Origin of the sequence: Pseudomonas sp. CAN1, from assembly GCF_030462585.1 — a bacterium.
In the GTDB taxonomy this organism is placed as follows: domain Bacteria; phylum Pseudomonadota; class Gammaproteobacteria; order Pseudomonadales; family Pseudomonadaceae; genus Pseudomonas.
In genome coordinates this window covers 313,688-331,827 of sequence record NZ_JASMRU010000005.1, presented here as the reverse complement: position 1 = coordinate 331,827, position 18,140 = coordinate 313,688, and the positions used below count along the sequence as shown (strand labels likewise).

Annotated in this window: 19 protein-coding genes; all 19 read left to right on the top strand. The window is 65.3% G+C overall.

The features are described 5' to 3' along the window. Window positions 1–1,049 (top strand): phage terminase large subunit (gene terL, locus QO207_RS10400; protein ID WP_301532353.1); only part of this gene is annotated, 1,049 nt, incomplete at its 5' end. A gap of 9 nt (window positions 1,050–1,058) precedes the next feature. Then, entirely contained in the window at window positions 1,059–2,642 is a 1,584-nt protein-coding gene (locus tag QO207_RS10395; protein WP_301532352.1) for a DUF935 domain-containing protein, read from the top strand. Then, a complete protein-coding gene (locus tag QO207_RS10390) occupies window positions 2,642–3,928 on the top strand; it encodes a phage minor head protein (protein WP_301532351.1) in 1,287 nt (428 codons plus the stop codon). Before QO207_RS10395 ends, QO207_RS10390 begins: the two co-directional genes overlap by 1 nt. Beyond that, complete coding sequence (locus QO207_RS10385; RefSeq protein WP_301532350.1) at window positions 3,928–4,395, top strand: phage virion morphogenesis protein; 468 nt, start codon at window positions 3,928–3,930, stop codon at window positions 4,393–4,395. The genes QO207_RS10390 and QO207_RS10385 overlap by 1 nt, the downstream gene beginning before the upstream one ends. 202 nt (window positions 4,396–4,597) lie before the next feature. Continuing rightward, window positions 4,598–5,704, top strand: coding sequence for a phage protease (locus QO207_RS10380; RefSeq protein ID WP_301532349.1), 1,107 nt, complete (start codon window positions 4,598–4,600; stop codon window positions 5,702–5,704). Window positions 5,705–5,714: 10 nt separating this feature from the next. Further along, entirely contained in the window at window positions 5,715–6,113 is a 399-nt protein-coding gene (locus QO207_RS10375) for a hypothetical protein (RefSeq protein WP_301532348.1), read from the top strand. Between the two features lie 27 nt (window positions 6,114–6,140). Next, window positions 6,141–7,046 (top strand): Mu-like prophage major head subunit gpT family protein, encoded by a 906-nt coding sequence (locus tag QO207_RS10370; protein WP_301532347.1) that lies wholly within the window; start codon window positions 6,141–6,143, stop codon window positions 7,044–7,046. An 11-nt stretch (window positions 7,047–7,057) separates the two neighbouring features. Continuing rightward, window positions 7,058–7,354, top strand: coding sequence for an HI1506-related protein (locus tag QO207_RS10365; protein ID WP_301532346.1), 297 nt, complete (start codon window positions 7,058–7,060; stop codon window positions 7,352–7,354). Between the two features lie 59 nt (window positions 7,355–7,413). Continuing rightward, a complete protein-coding gene (locus QO207_RS10360) occupies window positions 7,414–7,602 on the top strand; it encodes a hypothetical protein (RefSeq protein WP_301532345.1) in 189 nt (62 codons plus the stop codon). Next, on the top strand, window positions 7,599–8,015 hold the full coding sequence (locus QO207_RS10355; protein WP_301532344.1) for a gp436 family protein: 417 nt from the start codon (window positions 7,599–7,601) through the stop codon (window positions 8,013–8,015). Before QO207_RS10360 ends, QO207_RS10355 begins: the two co-directional genes overlap by 4 nt. Then, window positions 8,012–8,485 carry a hypothetical protein gene (locus tag QO207_RS10350; RefSeq protein ID WP_301532343.1) on the top strand — a complete coding sequence of 158 codons (474 nt, stop codon included), beginning with the start codon at window positions 8,012–8,014 and terminating at the stop codon, window positions 8,483–8,485. Before QO207_RS10355 ends, QO207_RS10350 begins: the two co-directional genes overlap by 4 nt. Beyond that, entirely contained in the window at window positions 8,473–8,664 is a 192-nt protein-coding gene (locus QO207_RS10345) for a hypothetical protein (protein ID WP_301532342.1), read from the top strand. The genes QO207_RS10350 and QO207_RS10345 overlap by 13 nt, the downstream gene beginning before the upstream one ends. Window positions 8,665–8,696: 32 nt before the next feature. After that, window positions 8,697–9,467, top strand: coding sequence for a hypothetical protein (locus QO207_RS10340; protein WP_301532341.1), 771 nt, complete (start codon window positions 8,697–8,699; stop codon window positions 9,465–9,467). Between the two features lie 3 nt (window positions 9,468–9,470). Next, entirely contained in the window at window positions 9,471–9,968 is a 498-nt protein-coding gene (locus QO207_RS10335) for a DUF6631 family protein (RefSeq protein WP_301532340.1), read from the top strand. A gap of 126 nt (window positions 9,969–10,094) precedes the next feature. Next, entirely contained in the window at window positions 10,095–13,817 is a 3,723-nt protein-coding gene (locus tag QO207_RS10330) for a tape measure protein (RefSeq protein ID WP_301532339.1), read from the top strand. Between the two features lie 2 nt (window positions 13,818–13,819). Next, window positions 13,820–14,659: a hypothetical protein gene (locus tag QO207_RS10325; protein ID WP_301532338.1), complete on the top strand. Its 840-nt coding sequence runs from the start codon at window positions 13,820–13,822 to the stop codon at window positions 14,657–14,659. Continuing rightward, a complete protein-coding gene (locus tag QO207_RS10320) occupies window positions 14,659–15,621 on the top strand; it encodes a hypothetical protein (RefSeq protein WP_301532337.1) in 963 nt (320 codons plus the stop codon). Before QO207_RS10325 ends, QO207_RS10320 begins: the two co-directional genes overlap by 1 nt. Window positions 15,622–15,623: 2 nt before the next feature. Next, window positions 15,624–17,327 carry a hypothetical protein gene (locus QO207_RS10315; protein WP_301532336.1) on the top strand — a complete coding sequence of 568 codons (1,704 nt, stop codon included), beginning with the start codon at window positions 15,624–15,626 and terminating at the stop codon, window positions 17,325–17,327. Further along, the gene (locus QO207_RS10310) at window positions 17,317–18,138 is read left to right on the top strand and encodes a phage BR0599 family protein (RefSeq protein ID WP_301532335.1); all 822 of its coding nucleotides are present in this window, start codon (window positions 17,317–17,319) and stop codon (window positions 18,136–18,138) included. The genes QO207_RS10315 and QO207_RS10310 overlap by 11 nt, the downstream gene beginning before the upstream one ends. Window positions 18,139–18,140 lie beyond the last annotated feature (2 nt).

Genomic DNA, 18,140 nt, shown 5'->3' with positions numbered 1-18,140 from the left:
AGAACGTCCGCAGCCCGGAGCAGCGCGACAAGCTGGAGAACTGGCTGAAAAAGACCGTCCTGTCCCTCGGCTCGGCCGATGACACCATGGACGTCATCATCATCGGCACGATCCTGCACTACGACTCCGTCCTGTCGCGGCTGCTGAAAAACCCGCTGTGGAAGCGCCGCAAGTTCAAAGCCATCATCGAATGGCCGCACCGTATGGACCTGTGGGAGAAGTGGGAGGAACTGCTACTCAACTCCGACGACGAGGGCGCGTCAGCTCTGGCCTACTACCAGGAGCGCGCCGCCGCTATGGAAGAAGGCGCGATCATCTGCTGGCCGGATGGTCAGCCGCTCTACAAGCTCATGGTAAAGCGCGCCCGTGACGGGCATTCGGCGTTCGACTCCGAGCAGCAGAACGACCCGGTACAGGGCGACAACGCCCCCTTCGCGGCCTGCATCACCTTTTGGGTGAACCGCCTGTCTCAGTGGCTGTTCTATGGCGCGTGCGACCCATCCCTGGGCAAACAGGGTGCGAGCCGCGACCCGAGCGCCATCCTGGTCGGCGGCTTCAACCGCGAAACCGGCGTCCTGGACGTGGTGGAAGCCGGCATCCGCAAGCGACTGCCGGACAAGATCATCGAAGACATCATTGCCATGCACCGGGCCTATCGCTGCCTGGTGTGGGGCGTCGAGGCGGTCCAGTTCCAGGAGTTCCTGCGCACCGAGCTGGTGAAGCGCTCGGCCAAAGCCGGCTGCCCGGTGCCGGCCCGCGCGATCACGCCGCACGCCGACAAGCTCCTACGCATCGAGAGCCTGCAGCCACACGTGGCCAACGGCCTGATTCGCCTGCACCCCAGCCAGACAGTCCTGGTGCAGCAGCTGAAGCACTTCCCGGCCGCCGACCACGATGACGGCCCCGACGCCCTTCACATGCTCTGGATGCTGGCAACGACCGGCTTTTCCTCCATGGAGTTCGCCCTGGTTGGCCGTCAAGGAATGGCCTCCGCTGGTGGATTCGAAGATTCATTTGACGCAGGTGGCCGCATGGGCGGCGACTGGTAGGAGACRACRATGCCCATCGTGGATATTTACGGCCAGCCCCTGAAAATGCGGGAGCTGCGCGAGCAGCAGACGGCGCGCTTGACYGCCCTGGCTAAAGAGTTCGCCGACCATCCGGCCAGGGGCCTGACCCCGGCCAAGCTCGCCCGCATCCTCCTGGAAGCYGARCAGGGCAACCTGCAGGCGCAGGCCGAGCTGTTCATGGACATGGAGGAACGCGACGCCCACCTGTTCGCCGAGATGAGCAAGCGTAAGCGCGCCGTGCTTGGCCTGGACTGGACCATCGTGCCGCCGCGCAATGCCTCGGCCGCCGAGAAGGCCGACGCGGAGTACCTCCACGAAGTGCTCCAGGACCTGGAGGGGCTGGAGGACTTGATGCTCGATGCCATGGACGGTGTGGGCCATGGTTACAGCGCCATAGAGCTGGACTGGTCCCTGGAGGGGCGGGAGTGGATGCCGCTGGCCTTCGATCACCGCCCGCAAAGCTGGTTCCAGCTCAACCCGGACGACCAGAACGAGCTGCGCCTGCGCGACAACAGCATGGCCGGCGAGGCGCTTCAGCCCTTCGGCTGGATCATGCACAAGCCGCGTGCGCGCTCCGGCTACGTGGCGCGTAGCGGCCTGTTCCGGGTGCTGGCCTGGCCTTACCTGTTCAAGCACTACGCCACGTCAGACCTGGCCGAGATGCTGGAAATCTACGGCCTGCCGATCCGTCTCGGTAAGTATCCGCCCGGCACCCCTGATGAAGAGAAGGTGACCCTGCTCCGCGCGGTTACCGGCCTTGGCCATGCGGCAGCCGGCATCATCCCGGAATCCATGTCCATCGACTTCGAACAGGCATCCCAGGGCACCGCCGACCCCTTCCTGGCCATGATGCGCTGGTGTGATGACGCCATGTCCAAGGCGATCCTGGGCGGCACGCTCACCAGCCAGACAAGCGAGTCCGGTGGTGGTGCTTTTGCCCTGGGCAAGGTTCACAACGAAGTCCGCCACGATCTGCGCAACGCCGACGCCCGCCAGCTGGCCGCCACGCTCAGCCGCGATCTGCTCTGGCCGCTCCTGGTGCTGAACCGCTCCGGCAGTACCGATGCCCGCCGCGCGCCCCGCCTGGAGTTCGATCTGAAGGACCGCGCGGATATGACCGCCATGTCCACGGCCCTGCCGCCCCTGGTCAAGATGGGCGTCCAGGTGCCAAGGGACTGGCTCCAGGAGCAGCTGGGCATCCCGCTGCCAGCCAACGGCGAGGCCGTCCTGGTAGACCTGACCAGCTCCCCTATGGCGCAGCTGACCCGCCGCCACGGCAGCCGCGTGGCGGCGCTCGCCCAGGTGATCGGGCCGCGCTACGCCGACCAGCAGGCCCTGGACAAGACCCTGGCCGCAGTACCGGCTCAGGGCCTGCAAGATCAGGCCCACGACCTGCTAACCCCGCTCCTGGATGCGATCAACCGCGGTGGAAGCGAGGCCGAGCTGCTCGGCGCGCTGGCCGAGGCGTTCCCCGACATGGATGAGAAAGCCCTGACCGAGGCGCTGCACCGCCTGCTGTTCGTGGCTGATACCTGGGGCCGCCTCCACGGCGCCCTGGACAGGATCGACTGATGGCGACCCCGACAGAGGCCGATCTGCGCGCCATCTTTGGCATGCAGCCGGCCGCCGCCATTGAGTATCTGGAGCGCAAGGGCTTCGCCATCACCTGGAACTGGCACGACGTCGACGCGGCAACCCATGCCCGCGCCTTCACCGTGGCCAGGGCGGCCCGCTTGGACGTGCTCCAGGACATCCGCGACGCACTCACCGAGAACCTGCAGAAGGGGCAGACCCTGCAGGACTTCCAGCGCAACCTGCAGCCGACCCTGGAGGCAAAAGGCTGGTGGGGCCGCCAGATCATCGTGGCGCCGGACGGTGGCGCAGAGGTCGCCCAGTTGGGCAGTCCGCGCCGCCTGGCGACCATCTACCAGACCAATGCGCAGTCGGCCTACATGGCGGGGCGCTACGCGGCGGCCTATGAGGCGCGGGAGACGCACCCCTATTGGATGTACGTGGCCGTCATGGACAGCGTCACCCGGCCCAGCCATGCCGCGCTGCATGGCAAGGTCTACCGCTGGGATGACCCGATCTGGCAGCACATCATGCCGCCCAACGGCTACAACTGCCGCTGTCGCATGGTCGCGCTCAGCGCCGAGGCGGTGAAGCGGCGCGGGCTCACGGTTGAATCCAGCCAAGGGAAGACGCACCAGGTCACCGTGGAAACGGGCGTGGACAAGCGCACGGGGGAGATTCGTGAGCAGACCGTCACCGCCCTGGACACCACCGACCGCAGCGGTCGGAAGATCCAATTCCGTCCCGATGCCGGCTTCGACGGCAGCCCGATACAGAGCCACCTGATGGACCAGGTGCTTTACGACAAGGCCGAGCGCACCCTGGGTGCCGAGGCGGCCATTGCCGAGGTCCAGGACACGCTGCTCGATCCGGTGCGCCTGCGGGCCTGGGAGGCGTTCGTGGATCGCGCCGCGTCGCCCCAGGGGCAAACCATGTCCATTGGCGTGCTCGATCCAACCGACATCACCTACGCCGTCGCCCAGGGCGCCCAGCTGCGTGCCGGAGTGGTGGCCACCAGCGACACCGCCATCCGCAATAGCTCGCTCGCCCGTGAACTGCTGGCCAACCTGCCGCAGCGTCTGGCCAAGCCCGACCTGGTGCTGTGGGAGCGCGGCAGTGAATCCCTGGTGTACGTGGTGCAGGCCGAGGGCGTCGTCCTGGCCGTGCGCTTGCGCGGTGAGGTCTACGGCCCCGGCCAGCTGGAGAACGTCGGCCAGCTCCAGGAGGTCACCATGGAAAGCATCCAGGACGGCCTGGCCACGGGCCGATACAGGAGGATTCGCTGATGGCGAACAACTTCGACATCCAGCTGGACGACCAGGAACTACGCGAGCGCCTGGAGGCGCTGCTGGGCGCCGTCACCGATACGCTGCCGATGATGCGGGGCATTGCTGCCGAGCTGGCGGCCGAAACCGAGTTCGCCTTTATGGATGAGGGGCCAGGCTGGCCCCAGCTCGCCCCGGCAACGGTGGCAGCACGCGAGGCGAAGGGGCGCGGCGCCCATCCCATCCTGCAGCTCACCAACGCCCTGGCGCGCTCGATCACCACTCAGGCCGACCGCGACCAGGCGCAGATCGGCTCCAACCTGATCTATGCCGCGATCCAGCAATTGGGCGGCAAGGCGGGCCGGGGGCACAAGGTCGTTATCCCGGCGCGTGGGTATCTGCCTGTCACCAGCAATGGCCAGCTCAAACCCAACGCGCGCCAGGCTGTCCTGGACACTGTCATGGCGGCGCTCACTCGACCGCGCTAGAAACGCGCAGGATGCACGCAAGCGCGCGCCGCGCTACCTCGCATCGCGTTTGTGCCGATACCCCCGTTAGAACCCCGTTAGAAATCGTTCCTCGGCCATTCGCGCACGAGGGTTCCGCCTCCAGATCACTTGGGGGGGATATTCCTAGTCGTTGAACCCCTTCCCGTAACAGCACCCTTTGCCGGTCGCCACCATTGGCGGCATGGAAAAGAACCCACTGCTCGTTGCCATCGCTGCCTGCTCCTTCCAGCTCCCGAAGCTGGAGGACGGCAGCACCTGGATTCAAATCACTCCGGCTGGTGAGTTCCTGCCCATGGACGGGCGCCCCATGGACGTTCCGGCCTGGCGCATCGACGCTGCCAGCGCCGCCTCTGTCGTCCAGCGCGCCAAGGCTCGCCAGACGCCCCCCGTCCTGGACTACGAACACCAGACCCTGAAGAAAGAGGAAAACGGCCAGCCAGCACCCGCTGCCGGTCGCTTCTACGACTTCGAATGGCGCGAGGGCTCCGGGCTGTGGGGCCGCGTCGAGTACACCCCGCGCGCCGCCCAGCTGATCCAGGACGGTGAGTACATGTACTTCAGCCCAGTCTTCAGCTACGCCCCGGACGGCACTGTCCTGTCCTTCCTCATGGGCGCCCTGACCAACGACCCCGCCATCGATGGCCTGGAACCGCTCGCGCGCCGAGCGGCGGCCACCTTTGGCCTCTACCCCCCCAAAGAGGAACCCTCCGTGGATGAACTCCTGAAAGCCATCATCGCGGCCTTGTCGCTGAAGGAAGGAACGACCCAGGAAGAGGCCATCGCCGCCCTCAAGGCGCTGAAGCCTGCCCTGGATGACCAGGCGTCGGTCCTGGCCAAGCTGCGCGAAACCCTCGGCCTGGACAAGGAAGCGAACGCCGAGCAGATCGCCGCCGCCACTGCCCAGCTGAAAACCACCGGCAACGGCAACCCGGACCCCGCCAAGTGGGTGCCCATCGCCGTTGTCGGCCCGCTCCAGGAACAGGTCGCCGTGCTGACCTCCCGCCTCAACGGTGGCGAGCTGGACGGCCTGATCAATACCGCCATCCAGGAAGGCCGCCTCATTCCGTCCATGGAAACCTGGGCGCGCGAGTACGGCGCCAAGGACTTGGCCGGCCTGAAGAGCTACCTGGGCCAGGCGAAACCCATCGCCGCGCTGACCCGCCAGCAGACCACCGAACGCGATGTCGTGCCGACCTCGGTGGACCAGCTGGACGAGGCCGCCCTGGCCGTCTGCTCGGCAATGCAGCTCAAGCCCGAAGACTACCTCGCCACCCTGAAAGCCCAGTAAAGGAGGCGCCATGACCGCCCTGACCACTGACCGCAACACCCCGCTGCAGGACGCCGAAATCATCGGCGTGCCGGTGGCGGCCAACGTCCAGGTCTTCGCCGGCTCCATCGTGGTGGCGAACGCTACCGGCTACGCCGTAGGCGGCAGTACTGCGACCGGCCTGACTTACCTCGGCCGCGCCGAGGAATACGTGGACAACCGCAACGGCGCAGCCGGGGCCAAGGTCGTCCGCGTCCGCCGCTTGAACGCCTTCAAGTGGGCGAACGACGGTTCCATCACCCAGGCCAACCTCATGAAAACCGCCTACATCGTGGACGACCAGACCGTCGCCGCCACGGACGGCACCTCCACCCGCTCCCAGGCCGGCCGAATCATCGGCGTCGAGTCTGACGGCGTCTGGGTGGAATAACAGGCTCACCAACGGAGAACCGAGCACATGCTGATCAATAAGCAGAGTCTCATTGCGGCGTTCACCGCGATTAAGACGATCTTCAACAACGCCTTCGCGGCTGCACCTTCCACCTGGCAGAAGATCGCCATGGAAGTCCCCAGCACCAGCGGCAGCAACGATTACAAGTGGCTGAGCGCCTTCCCGAAAATGCGCCGCTGGATCGGCGCCAAAGTGGTGAAGAACCTCAAGGGCTACAAGTACGTAGTCGAAAACGAGGACTTCGAAGCCACGGTCGAGGTGGACCGCAACGACATCGAGGACGACACCCTCGGCATCTATGCGCCGCAGGCGCAGATGGCGGGCTACTCGGCCGCCCAGCTCCCCGACGAGCTGGTGTATGAAGTCGTCAACGGTGCCTTCACCAAGGTGTGCTTCGACGGCCAGTACTTCATCGACACCGACCACCCGGTCGGCGATGCCTCGGTGAGCAACAAGGGCACCGCTGCACTCTCCAACGCCACCCAGGCCGCCGCCAAGGCCAGCTATGGCGCGGCGCGCACCGCCATGAAGAAGTTCAAGGACGATGAGGGCCGCTCCCTCAACGTCACCCCGAACGTCCTCCTGGTCGGCCCCGCCCTGGAAGACATGGCGAAGATGCTGCTCACCAGTCCGAAGCTGGCGGACAACACGCCCAACCCCTACGTCGGCACCGCCGAGCTGGTGGTGGATGCGCGTATCGAGTCGGATACCGCCTGGTTCCTGCTGGATACCACCAAGCCCATCAAGCCCTTCGTCTACCAGCCGCGCAAAAAGCCGGTGTTCGTCTCCCAGGTCAACCTGGAGTCGGACGACGTCTTCAACCTGAAAAAGCTCAAGTTCGGCGCTGAAGCCCGTGCTGCTGCCGGTTACGGCTTCTGGCAGCTGGCCTACGGCTCCACTGGCACCGCGTAAGGGGGTAATCCATGGCACGCGCAACCACCACCAAGGCCGCTAAACCGGCCGCCAAGGCCAGCCAGGCGCCGGCCGGCGACCAGAAGACTGTGGACGGCATCTTCGTCCGTAGCTTCCCGCCGACCTTCCGCCGCGCCGGCTTCGCCTTCACCAGTGAAGGCATGGGGATCGCCCTGGACGCCATCAGCGCCGAGCAGCTCCAGGCGCTCCAGGACGAACCCATGCTCAGCGTCGAGTTCTGCGACTTCCCGGTGGACGACACCAGCGTCGGCGCCGCCGAGGCAGGCGAGCAGAGCAACGCGGAATAACCCGCCCCAGCAGAAGGACCGCCCCCGGCCAAGGATGGCCACCTATTCAGGAGACAGGCATGAGTGACCACGACCTGGCCGTCAGCCAACTGACCATCGCCGCGCAGATCGCCGAGCACAACGCGCCGATCAGCCTGGCCGAGGGTGACCTGGTCCAGGCCGGCCTGCAGCAACTGGTCGCCGCTGACTGCCGCGCCGCCATCGACGTCCTGGAGCAGCACCACGAGCACCAGGAGCCGCAGCTGTGACCTATTGCACCCAGGACGAACTGGTCGAGCAGTACGGCGAAGCGGTCATCCGCCAGCTGAGCGACCGCGTCAATAAACCCGCAACAGCTATCGACCCGGCTGTCGTGGCCCAGGCAATTGGCGATGCAGATGCGGAAATCGACCTCCACCTGCATGCCCGTTACCAGCTGCCGCTGGCCGAGGTGCCGGTGGTGCTCAAGCGAGTGGCCTGCGTGCTGGCCTTCGCCAACCTCCACACCCAGGTCAAGGACGACCACCCCGCGCTCCAGGATGCCGAGCGCAAGCGCAAGCTCCTGGTCGGCATTTCCACCGGGAAACTCAGCCTTGCGCTGTCCGCCACCGGCACGCCGGCCCCCATCGGCAACACCGTGCAGATCAGCGCAGGGCGCAACGACTGGGGGAATAAGTGGTGAGTGATCCCTTCGACTACCTGTTCCTGGAGCAGCTCCTGGTTGAACGGATTCAGGCCGAAGTTCCGGGCCTGGCCAGCGTCGAGGGGCTGCCCGATCTGGCGACCCTGGGCGACCAGAGCCAGGCATCGCCCTGCGTCTACGTGATCTACCTGGGCGACCAGATCGAAACCGGGGCGAGCGCCCAGGGTGGCAGTCGGGCGGTCCAGTTCGTAGTCCAGCACTGGGCGGCCGTGCTGACGGTGTACTACGCCGACGCCCAGGGCGACGGACAGGGCGCCCGCCGCTTGGCAGGTCCGCTGCTAGGTCGGCTGCTGAAGGCGCTTACCGGGTGGATTCCGGCCCAGGACGTGGCAGCACTGGCACGCAGTCCCCAGGCGGCCCAGGTCGGCTACGCCAACGGCTACTTCTACTTCCCCCTGGTGTTCACCGCCAGGTTTGTCTACCCGAGGATCAAGACATGGAAACCGTGAAAGTCACCATCACCGCTGAGAACCCCAACCACACCCATGCCGGCAAGCCGGTGGCCAAGGGCGACGAGATCGAGGTCAGTACTGTGGAAGCTGCGTTCCTGGTCCGCCGTGGCGTGATCGCCAAGTACCAGGGCCAGCCCAAGCCGGCCAAGCCCGAATCCGAAAGCAGCGACAAATAACGCGCAACAACTGATTCCTACGGAGGCCACACATGGCACAGGAAACTTACTTCTACGGGCAAGGCCAGGTCGACGCCGCCCCCATCGTCAACGGTGTGGTCGGTAAATGGCGCTGGATTCAGGACGTCTCGGCCATGGCCATCCAGTTGGCTGTCGACAAGGTCGAGCACAAGGAATCGTACAGCGGCCAGAAAGCCCTGGTCCGTAGCTTCCCCATCGGCAAAACCGCCACCATCAACATGACCCTGCACAGCATCAGTCCGGACAACCTGGCGCTGACCCTGTACGGCAAGGTGGTGACCAAGGCAGCCGGTACTGTGACCGCCGAACCGCTGCCCGGCGCCCTGGTGGCCGGCGACGTGGTCGCCCTGGCCAACCCCGGTGTCACTGACCTGGTCATCACCGACAGCGCTGCGACTCCGGTCGAGCTGGATGAGCAGTACTACGCGCTCCTGGCCGATGGTGCTTACGGTGAGGTCCAGATTCTGAGCCTGCCCACTCCGGCACCGACTCAGCCTTTCAAGGCTGCGTATGGGTATGCCGCGACCAAGCAGGTGGGCATGTTCACCGCGCCCCAGCCGACCATCGCCCTGCGTTATAAGGGCATCAACCTGGCCGAGGGTGGCGCGCCGGTCATCGTCGAGCTGTACAAGGTCGCCACCGATCCGCTCCAGGAGCTGGCACTGATCAACGACGGCAACGCGGTGGCGGGCATGCAGATTAGCGGCGGCATTCTCCTGGACAGCAGCCGTCCGGCTTCGGATGACCTCGGCCAGTTCGGTCGCATCATCCAGCTGGGGTAAGCCATGCAGAAGAGCCCGGCGCCCCAGGCGCCCGACAACAGCCTGGAAGTCCTGCTCCCCGACCGTCAGCTGACGGTCGGGGGTATCAAGGTCACTGTCCGCGAGCTGACCTTCCGCGAGCAGTTGGCCAACAACTACTTGCTCGCACCGATGGCGGATGCTCTGTCCGCCATCCCTGCCGAGCAGTTGGAAGGGCTGGATTCCATCAACGTCATCTATGACGCCCTGGCGCTGTACTCCGACAGCCTGAGCGAACTGCTTGCCATTAGCTGCGGGCAGCCTGTGGAGTGGGTGGACGCCCTGCCGCCCACTGACGGCGAAGCGCTCGTTCTGAGCTGGTGGATGGTGAACAGTGGTTTTTTCGTCCGAAGGCTCTGGAGGCCCCGCCTACTGGCAAAGGCGAAGGGACAGAGCCAACCACCTGGGGACGAGTCTTCGCCGATCTCGTCCGTGCAGGGCACTCCCGCGAAGCCCTCGGCAACTACACCCGACGCCAGCTGACCCTGTTCTGGGCGGAAGCACAGGCGGCTGAGAAACGACAGCAGGCCCGTGACCTTCGGGCGGTGATGTTCGGCATGGCGGGCGGCAAGGATGCCAGCGCCTTCCTCAAAAAGTTGGAAACCTGACATGGCAAACAATCAGCAGCTGACACTCGCCCTGCGCATTCGTGCCGAGCTGCGGGACGCCCAGGACGCTCTGCGCCGTCTGGACGGTGAGGTCGACCAGCTCGGGGACAGCACCAGGGCAGCCGCGCGGGATGCCGACCAACTGACGGCGGCCACCCAACGCATCGGCGGTGGGATGAACGCCCTAACCGCATCCATCAAGGCCGCAGCCATCGGGCTGACCGCCTTCTTTGGCGTCCGTGAAATCGTCCAGGCGACCGATGCCTGGACCAACCTGCAGAACAGATTGCGCCTGGTCACCACGGGGCAGGCCGAGCTGGCGGCGGTCACCAATGACGTGTACCGCATCGCCCAGCTAACCAGCTCCGCGCTGGACTCGACTGCCACCGTCTACCAGCGTTTCGGCCAAAACGCCGACCGCCTGGGTATCAGCCAACGGCAGGTTGCTGGGCTGACGGAAACCGTCGCCAAGTCCATCGCCATCTCCGGCGCCAGTGCCGAAAGTGCCGAGGCCGCCCTGGTGCAGTTCGGCCAGGCGCTGGCCTCGGGTGTGTTCCGTGGCGAAGAGTTCAACTCCGTCAGCGAACAGGCTCCGGCGCTACTCAAGGCGATTGCGGACGGGCTCAGCGTCAACATCGGCGAGCTTCGCAAGATGGCGAACGAAGGCCAGTTGACCGGGGATGTCCTGGTGGATGCCCTGACCAACGCGGCCGCCAGCGTCAACGACCAGTTTGCTACCCGCATCAAGACCGTCTCCATGGCCGTCCAGGAGCTGGAGAACGCCTTCACTCGCCTGGTGGGTGAGTTCACCAACGGCCAGGGCGCGGGCGAGGCGCTGGCCGGCGCCATCTCGGGCGTGGCCAACGTCCTGGACGGCCTGAGCAACAATGCCGAGCTATTGGGCACCGCCCTGGACGCAGTCATGGTGACGGCGGCCGGTCGTGCCGTGGCAGCCATCACCGGCCTGACCGCCACCTGGATCGCCAACGCCGCCGCCAGCAAGGCCGCCGCCGTCGCTGCCGCGCAGAAGGCCACGGCCGACGAGGGCGCTGCTGTCGCCGCTCAGCGTGCTGCTGTCCAGGAGCTGGCACGAGCCAAGGCCGCCGTCGCCTCGGCAGAGTCAGAGGTTGCCGCCAGCCGCGTCCGCCAGGCCGCCGCGCTGCAGAACCTTCGGGACGTGCAGGCCGCCCTGGTCGCCGAGCGCGGGCTGGAACAGGCGCGCCTGCAGGCGCAGATCACCGACGTGGGCCGGCAGCAGTCGATTGCCCGTCTGGCCGAGCTGCGACTGGCGGAAGCGGCAATCATCAAGCAAGTCCAGGCAGCGGAAGCGACGCTCGCATCCACCACCGTGGCCTCGTCTGCTGCGGCTACCGCCGCCTATCAGCGCAGGACCGCCGCAGTGGCGGCCGCCGCAACGGCGCAGCAGGCCCTCACGGTGGCCACGAACAGCGCCAACGTGGCGTCCGCTGCTGCCGCAACTGCCTCCAGCTTCCTGGCTCGGGGGATGGGCACGGTGACCGCCGTAGGTGGTCGCCTGCTCGGGTTCCTCGGCGGCCCGGTCGGCGTCATCTCCATGATCGCCATCGCCGCCACGGCCTTCCTGGACTTCGGCGGGGACGCCGAGTCCGGCATGGATCGCGCCGCCAACGCCACCGAAACGGCCAGCGTCCGCATCCGCAATGCCACCCGCAACATCATCCAGTCCCTGAACCTGGGCGACATCAAGACCGCCAACTATGACCAGATCGGTCAGAGCATTGAGCAGGTCAAGCGGCAGCTGGCGGACGCGGAAGCGGTCCAGCAGCGCGCCGAGGCGCTCCAGGACAGCGATGTGCCGGCCGTGCCGGGTATGGACCTGCCGAGCCTGGACGATGCGAACGAGAAGGTGCAGGCACTGACCGGGGCGTTGCGGCAGCTGGAGGCGCAGCAAGGCAGTGATCGCTTCAAGAACGTCCGGGAGGGTAACCAGTATCTGGACAACCTGCAGCGCCAGAACGAACGCCTGCAGAACCTGAGCGCTACTGAAGAGGCTATGAACTACCTCCGCAAGGAAGGTATCGACGCCACGTCAGCGCTGGGTAAGAAAATCCTGGAACAGGCCGGCGCCAACCAGAAGCTAGACGCGGCGAACAAGGCAGAGGCCGAGTCCAAGCGAGATGCGGAAGCGGCAGCGCGCAAGGGCCTCCAGACCTCCGAGCAGTTGCGCAAAAGCCAGGAAAGCTACGTCACCCAGCTGGAGCGCCAGGCCGCGCTGCTCGGCATGAACAGCACCGAGGTACGAGCCTACGAACTGGCAGAGAAGGGACTGACGGGCGCGCTCAAGGCCAGGGCGGAGGCAGCGCTGGCGGCCATCGACGCCGACGAGAAGAAACGCCAGGCCGAGGCCAACGCTCGGCAGAACGTCGACCTGCAGGCCGAGTACCTGCGCGCGAGCGGAAACAATGTTGACGCGGGCCTGCTGGAGATTCGGGCGAAATTTGACGCGATGCGCCAGGACTTCGAAAAGGCTGGCAACGACGCCGGCCTGGCCTGGATAGACAAGCTTGTCCCGGTAGCCGAGGCCAAGGTTCGCCTGGACGACGTGAAACAGCAGTTGGACGATCTACAGGCGGATCAGCAGCGCGCGGAATCGTCGGTCAACGTCCAGCAGGACGCGGGCGTCATCAACGAGATGGAGGCCCGCCAGCGCATCCTGGACATCCACCGGGCGACTTACGAGAAGCTCCAGCAGATTCGCCCAGTCCTGGAACAGATGGCCCGCCAACCTGGTGAAGTCGGGCAAGCCGCTGCGCAGGCATTGGCCGCGCTGGATAGCGAGGCGCAGCGCCTGCAGGCCACCACCACGCAGCTCCAGACGACGCTGCGAGATGGACTGACGACCGGCTTCACCGATGCCATCAAGGGGCTGGCGAACGGCACCATGGACTTGCGCGACGCCATCGGTGCGCTGGCCGAGGGTGTGGCCAATGCCTTGCTGGATATGGCGTCGCAGAACCTGGCGCAATCCCTCGCGGGTAGCATCATGGGCATGTTTGGTGGTGGGGACCAGGGGGCGGGCCTGACCACCGGCGCTCTGGCTGTCTCCGGATCAGCGACGCAGCTGAGTATTGCCGGTGGGACTCTGCTCACTGGCGCGGCGGCCATTGAGGCTGCCGCTATCTCCCTGGCGGCCGCGAACGCGGGTGGTGCGGCCGGAGGTTCGACCTCCGGGTCCAGCGGTGGCAGTAGTTGGTTCAGCCTGGCCTCATCGGCGTTCTCAAGCTACTACGGCGGCGGCTCGACTGGAGGATATGCGACCGGGGGGCACGTCCTTGGCCCCGGCACTGATACCAGCGATTCCATCCGGGCTGACCTCTCAAACTGGGAGTTCGTCACCCGCGCTGCGGTGGTTCGCCAACCTGGTGCGCTGCCATTCCTGAACGACTTCAACGCGCACGGCATGGCTGCCCTGGACAAGTGGGCGACCCGTGTCGGCCATGCGACTGGTGGGCTAGCTGGTACTCCTGCGCCAAGTCTCCCGGCGCCGGTAGGTGCTGGAGCGCCGCCGCCTGACTCCAGCTCCCTGATGAGCGCCACCCTCAAGAACGCCCAGAACTTCTACCTGGTAGACGACCCCAGTCGCATCCAGGAAGTCGCCTTCAGCGAAGCCGGCATCGAGAAGATGCTGGTCCGAATCTCCCGCGACCCGGAGCGCTTCCGGGCCGTCCTCAAACTGGACGCCTAACCATGCCCAGCTCGATTGGCTACGTCGACAACGCGGGCGGCACGCTCGCCCACTACAACATGCTCCAGCAGATTCGAGACTTCGCGTCTGCCAACGGCTGGACGGTGCTGCGATACAACACTGTCCCCGCCAACCGTGAACTGATCATGAAGGCCCCCGGCCTGAGTGGTGAGGAAGATATCTATGTTGGCTTCCGCACCTACCAGGACGCCTCCGCCGACTACTACAACCTGGTGGCGGCGGCCTTCACTGGCTACCTGTCGAGCAGCACCTTCGACGCCCAGCCTGGCGCGATGCTCTCCGGCGTGCCCTGCCACAACAACCGCGTGGACTACTGGCTAACCCTGAATGGCCAGCGTCTGGCGCTGGCTATGAAGGTCGGGACGCCGGTCTATGAATCGGTCTACCTGGGCAAGTTCCTGCCCTACGCCATGCCCGACCAGTACCCCTATCCGGTCATTGCGGCGGGCATGCTCGATGGCGTCCCAGCCACTCGCTTCTCCGACACCACGCACTCGATGCCTTACAAGGGCACCCGACCGAACATGCGCATGCGCTTCAACTCGGGAGTCTGGTTGCAGCCGGACTGCAACCCCTGGTTTGGCAACACCATCACCGGAGCGGTCACCCAGGCGCGCGATACCGGCGGCAACTACGCGCTGACTCCCGTCGTATTGAGTGACGCCAATGGGGTCTATGGCGAACTGGACGGCATCTTCCACATCACCGGCTTCAACAACGCAGTGGAGAACACCCTGGTCATTGGCGGAGTTACCTACGTCGTGATCCAGGACGTGGGCCGCAATGGCTTCTCCGACTACTACGCACTGAGGATGGACTGATGGCTTTCTACACCGGAGCGGCGAACAGCTTCGCGGACCTGCGTACCGCCCTGTTTAGCGCGTGTGTCGCCCAGGGCTGGACCCTTACCGATGACGTATTGAGCAAGGGGGCTGCGTTCGTTAAGTGCTCGATCAGCTCGGCGGACACCGCCGCGCAGGGCATCGGTCTGATCCTGCAGGGGGCCACCGGCTACGCCTCGGGGGCACTGGTCAGTCCGGCTCCAGTAACGCCGCGCCTGGGGGCACCTTCGCGCGATACCACCCTGGCCTCCTGGCCGATGGAGTACTCCATACACGTCTTCGACAGCCCGGCCGAGGTCTACCTGGTCGCGCGGTACAACCTGGATTACTACCTCTGGTTGGCCTTCGGGGTATCGGACGTGGCAGGGCTCGGCGGTTCGGGGCTATGGACGTCTGCCATCAGCCGCTTGAAGCGTGGCCCCCAGGGTGGAGGTCTGAACATTTCTCCGATTACCGGAGGCGGTCAGGGCTCAGATCACACCAATCCGGGTTTCGGCGCCTCGTCGGGCGCGCTGTTCTGGAATACCGACGGCTACATCGATGCCGGCTCGCAGCAGGACGCCATTTGCTCAAACCTGGACGGTGTGCTGTGGCCGTACCGCACGCTGAATAACGCGCGCTCATTGAACAGCTTCCAGGCTGTCGAAGCGTCCTATCCACTTATCACTCGAAGCCCTTCAGCCTGGAACAGTGAGGCCATCCTGTTGCCGATCCAGGGCTACGTATTCCGCGCGAGCAATAAGTGCTCCCTGGTAGTTGATCTGCGAAACGCACGCTATGTCCGCGTCGACAACTACGAGCCTGGTCAGATCATCACCCTTGGCTCTGATCGCTGGCGGGTCTACCCGTTCTACCGGAAGAACACCGCAGCGCGAAACGGTGGTACTGGTCTCGACCATAGCGGCACCTTCGGTTGGGCCATCCGATATGACGGTCCCTGATCATGGCAGTGCTGAACGGAATGCTGGTGCGCTCCGCTGCGGGTGGTCTCAATAACCCGTACCTGACCGGGGCAATGCATGACTTCGCCGTGGACTACTGGCCCCCGCACGAAGCGCTTGTCGGGGCCAGACCTCGCGGCACGTTGTCTTCTGACTGGCCAGTAGAGGCAAACGGCCGAGCCATCAGCGGCAGCAAGGCCCGGAGTTACAGCGACGATTACTACCACCGCATCCACGTCAGGCCGCAGGAGCTTGCCCTGGGCAACGTGGCGTCGGTCCAGACCACGCCGATCTATGTTTGGAACGCCTTCCTGGTGGCCAAGACGCTGGCGTCCATCGACGGCACCGACGAGGGGCTGATTGCCAGCGGCCAGGCCGAGCCGCCGCTGCTGTTCCCGGCACTGAAAGAACGCATCTGGCAACTCAGCGTCACACCGGACGGCCAGCCGGTGCTGGACACTCGTGTGGTGTGGAACTTCGGTGGCGGTATTGGCGCAGCTGTCAGGGTTACGGCCAATCGGATCATCGCCTGGAGTTTCGCGCCGAACTGGGGCGACAGCGTCATCGAACGGCTCAGTGCTGCCACCGACATCCTGCAGAGCGAAACCAACGTCGAGCAGCGCCGGTCCCTTCGCACCGTTCCGAGACGCGAGTTCCAGGCGCAGATGATTGCCGTGGAGCGCGAGCGGCAACTGCTCGATCTCTCGCTATTCGGTTGGGGCGCACGCACTTGGGCGATGCCGATCTGGCCAGACGTCCAGCTTTTGCGGGTGGCTGCCTCGGCGGGTGAAAGCCGCATCAATTGCGATACCCAGTACTTGGACTTTCGCGTCGGCGGAATGGCCATGCTGCGTGGCGAATCAGCCTTCACCCATGAAGTCGTCCAGGTGCAAAGCATCGACGGCACCGGCCTGACCCTGGGGCGTCCGCTTCAACAGACCTGGGGCATTGGCTCGCGCCTTTACCCTGCCCGCGCGGCGCAGCTCACAGCGCAACCGCAGCTCACCCGCCTTACCGACACTGTCAGTACTGCGGAGGTCAACTTCCTGCTGATGGAGCTGACGGACTGGCCGGCTGTCATGCCGGCTAGCAGCTATCGCGGATGGCCAGTGCTTGAGCAGCGCCCGGACGAGAGCCAGGACTTGACGCATAGTTTTGAGCGCCTGATACGCGCCCTAGATGGCGGCATGTCCCTGCCACTGAACACTGACTTGGCCGGGCGGGCCTTCCCCGTGATTGGTTGGCGCTGGCTGGGCATGGGAAGGGCTGAGCGCGCGGCTTTCCGTTCGCTCATCATGGCTTTGAATGGTCAGCAGGCCGCCGTATGGGTTCCGACGCATGCGGATGACCTAACACTTCTCTCCACCATCAGCGACGCGGGCGTCACGCTGGATATCGCCAGCATCGGTTACACCCGCTTTGGCCAGCTGAAACCGGGCCGCCGCGACATCCGCATCGAGCTGGTCGACGGCACTGTCTTCTATCGCCGGATCATCAATAGCACCGAGACAAGCACCGAGACCGAGCGCCTGGCGATAGACCTGGCCCTGGGGCGTCAGGTCGAGCCGGACCAGGTCGCGCGAATCTGCTGGATGACGCTGGCCCGCTCTAACAGCGACGTGGTGGAGCTTGAGCACATCACCGACAGCGAAGGCTTGGCCAGTTCCTCGCTCACCTTCAAGGGGGTCCGAGACGATGAGTTTTGACGTGCGCGAGCAGTCGCTTGCACTGGGTAAGCCCATTCGCCTGTATGCCTTCAGTCGCGGCGTTCTGCGCTGGAGCTACAACAGCAGTGACCGAGACGTCACCTACAACAACCAGGTCTATAAGACCGTCCAGGGCGGGCTGGTGGATTCCGGCATCATCCAGTCCGGTGACCCTGGGTCCGACCGGCTGACCCTCACGGGGCCGGCCGATCTGGAGGTAGCGCAGGAATATCGGGGGATGCCGCCGAGCGACGTCATTGAGCTGGAAATCTATGACGTCCACTGGCAGGACACCGAAGTGCTAACCGCCTGGGTCGGCCAGGTCACGTCCGTGAACTGGCCCAAGGTCGAGTCGGCCACCATCACATGCACGGGACTGGATGCGCTGATGGATCAGCCGGGGCTGACTGACACCTACTCGCGGACCTGCACCGCAGTCCTGGGCGATGTCTGGTGCGGGGTCGATCTCGACGCCTACCGCGTCGAAGGGGTCGTCCTGGCAATCGATGGCTTGAAGATCACAGTAGGCGCGGCCGGTGGCTACCCGGACGGCTACTTCACAGCGGGCTATGTCGAGTGGGACGTGGGCGGCGGCAACTTCGACCGGCGCCATGTTGAGAAGCACCAGGGCAGTGACCTGACCATGTTGGCCGGCACAGCCGGCATTCCCTCGGTTGGCGTGCTGCGACTCTATCCAGGCTGCGACTTCCTGCCGACGACCTGTCGAGACAAGTTCAACAACGCCCAGCGTCTGCGTGCCATTCCGCAGTTGCAGGGCTCTTCTCCCTTCGATGGAAACCAGGTCTGGTGAGG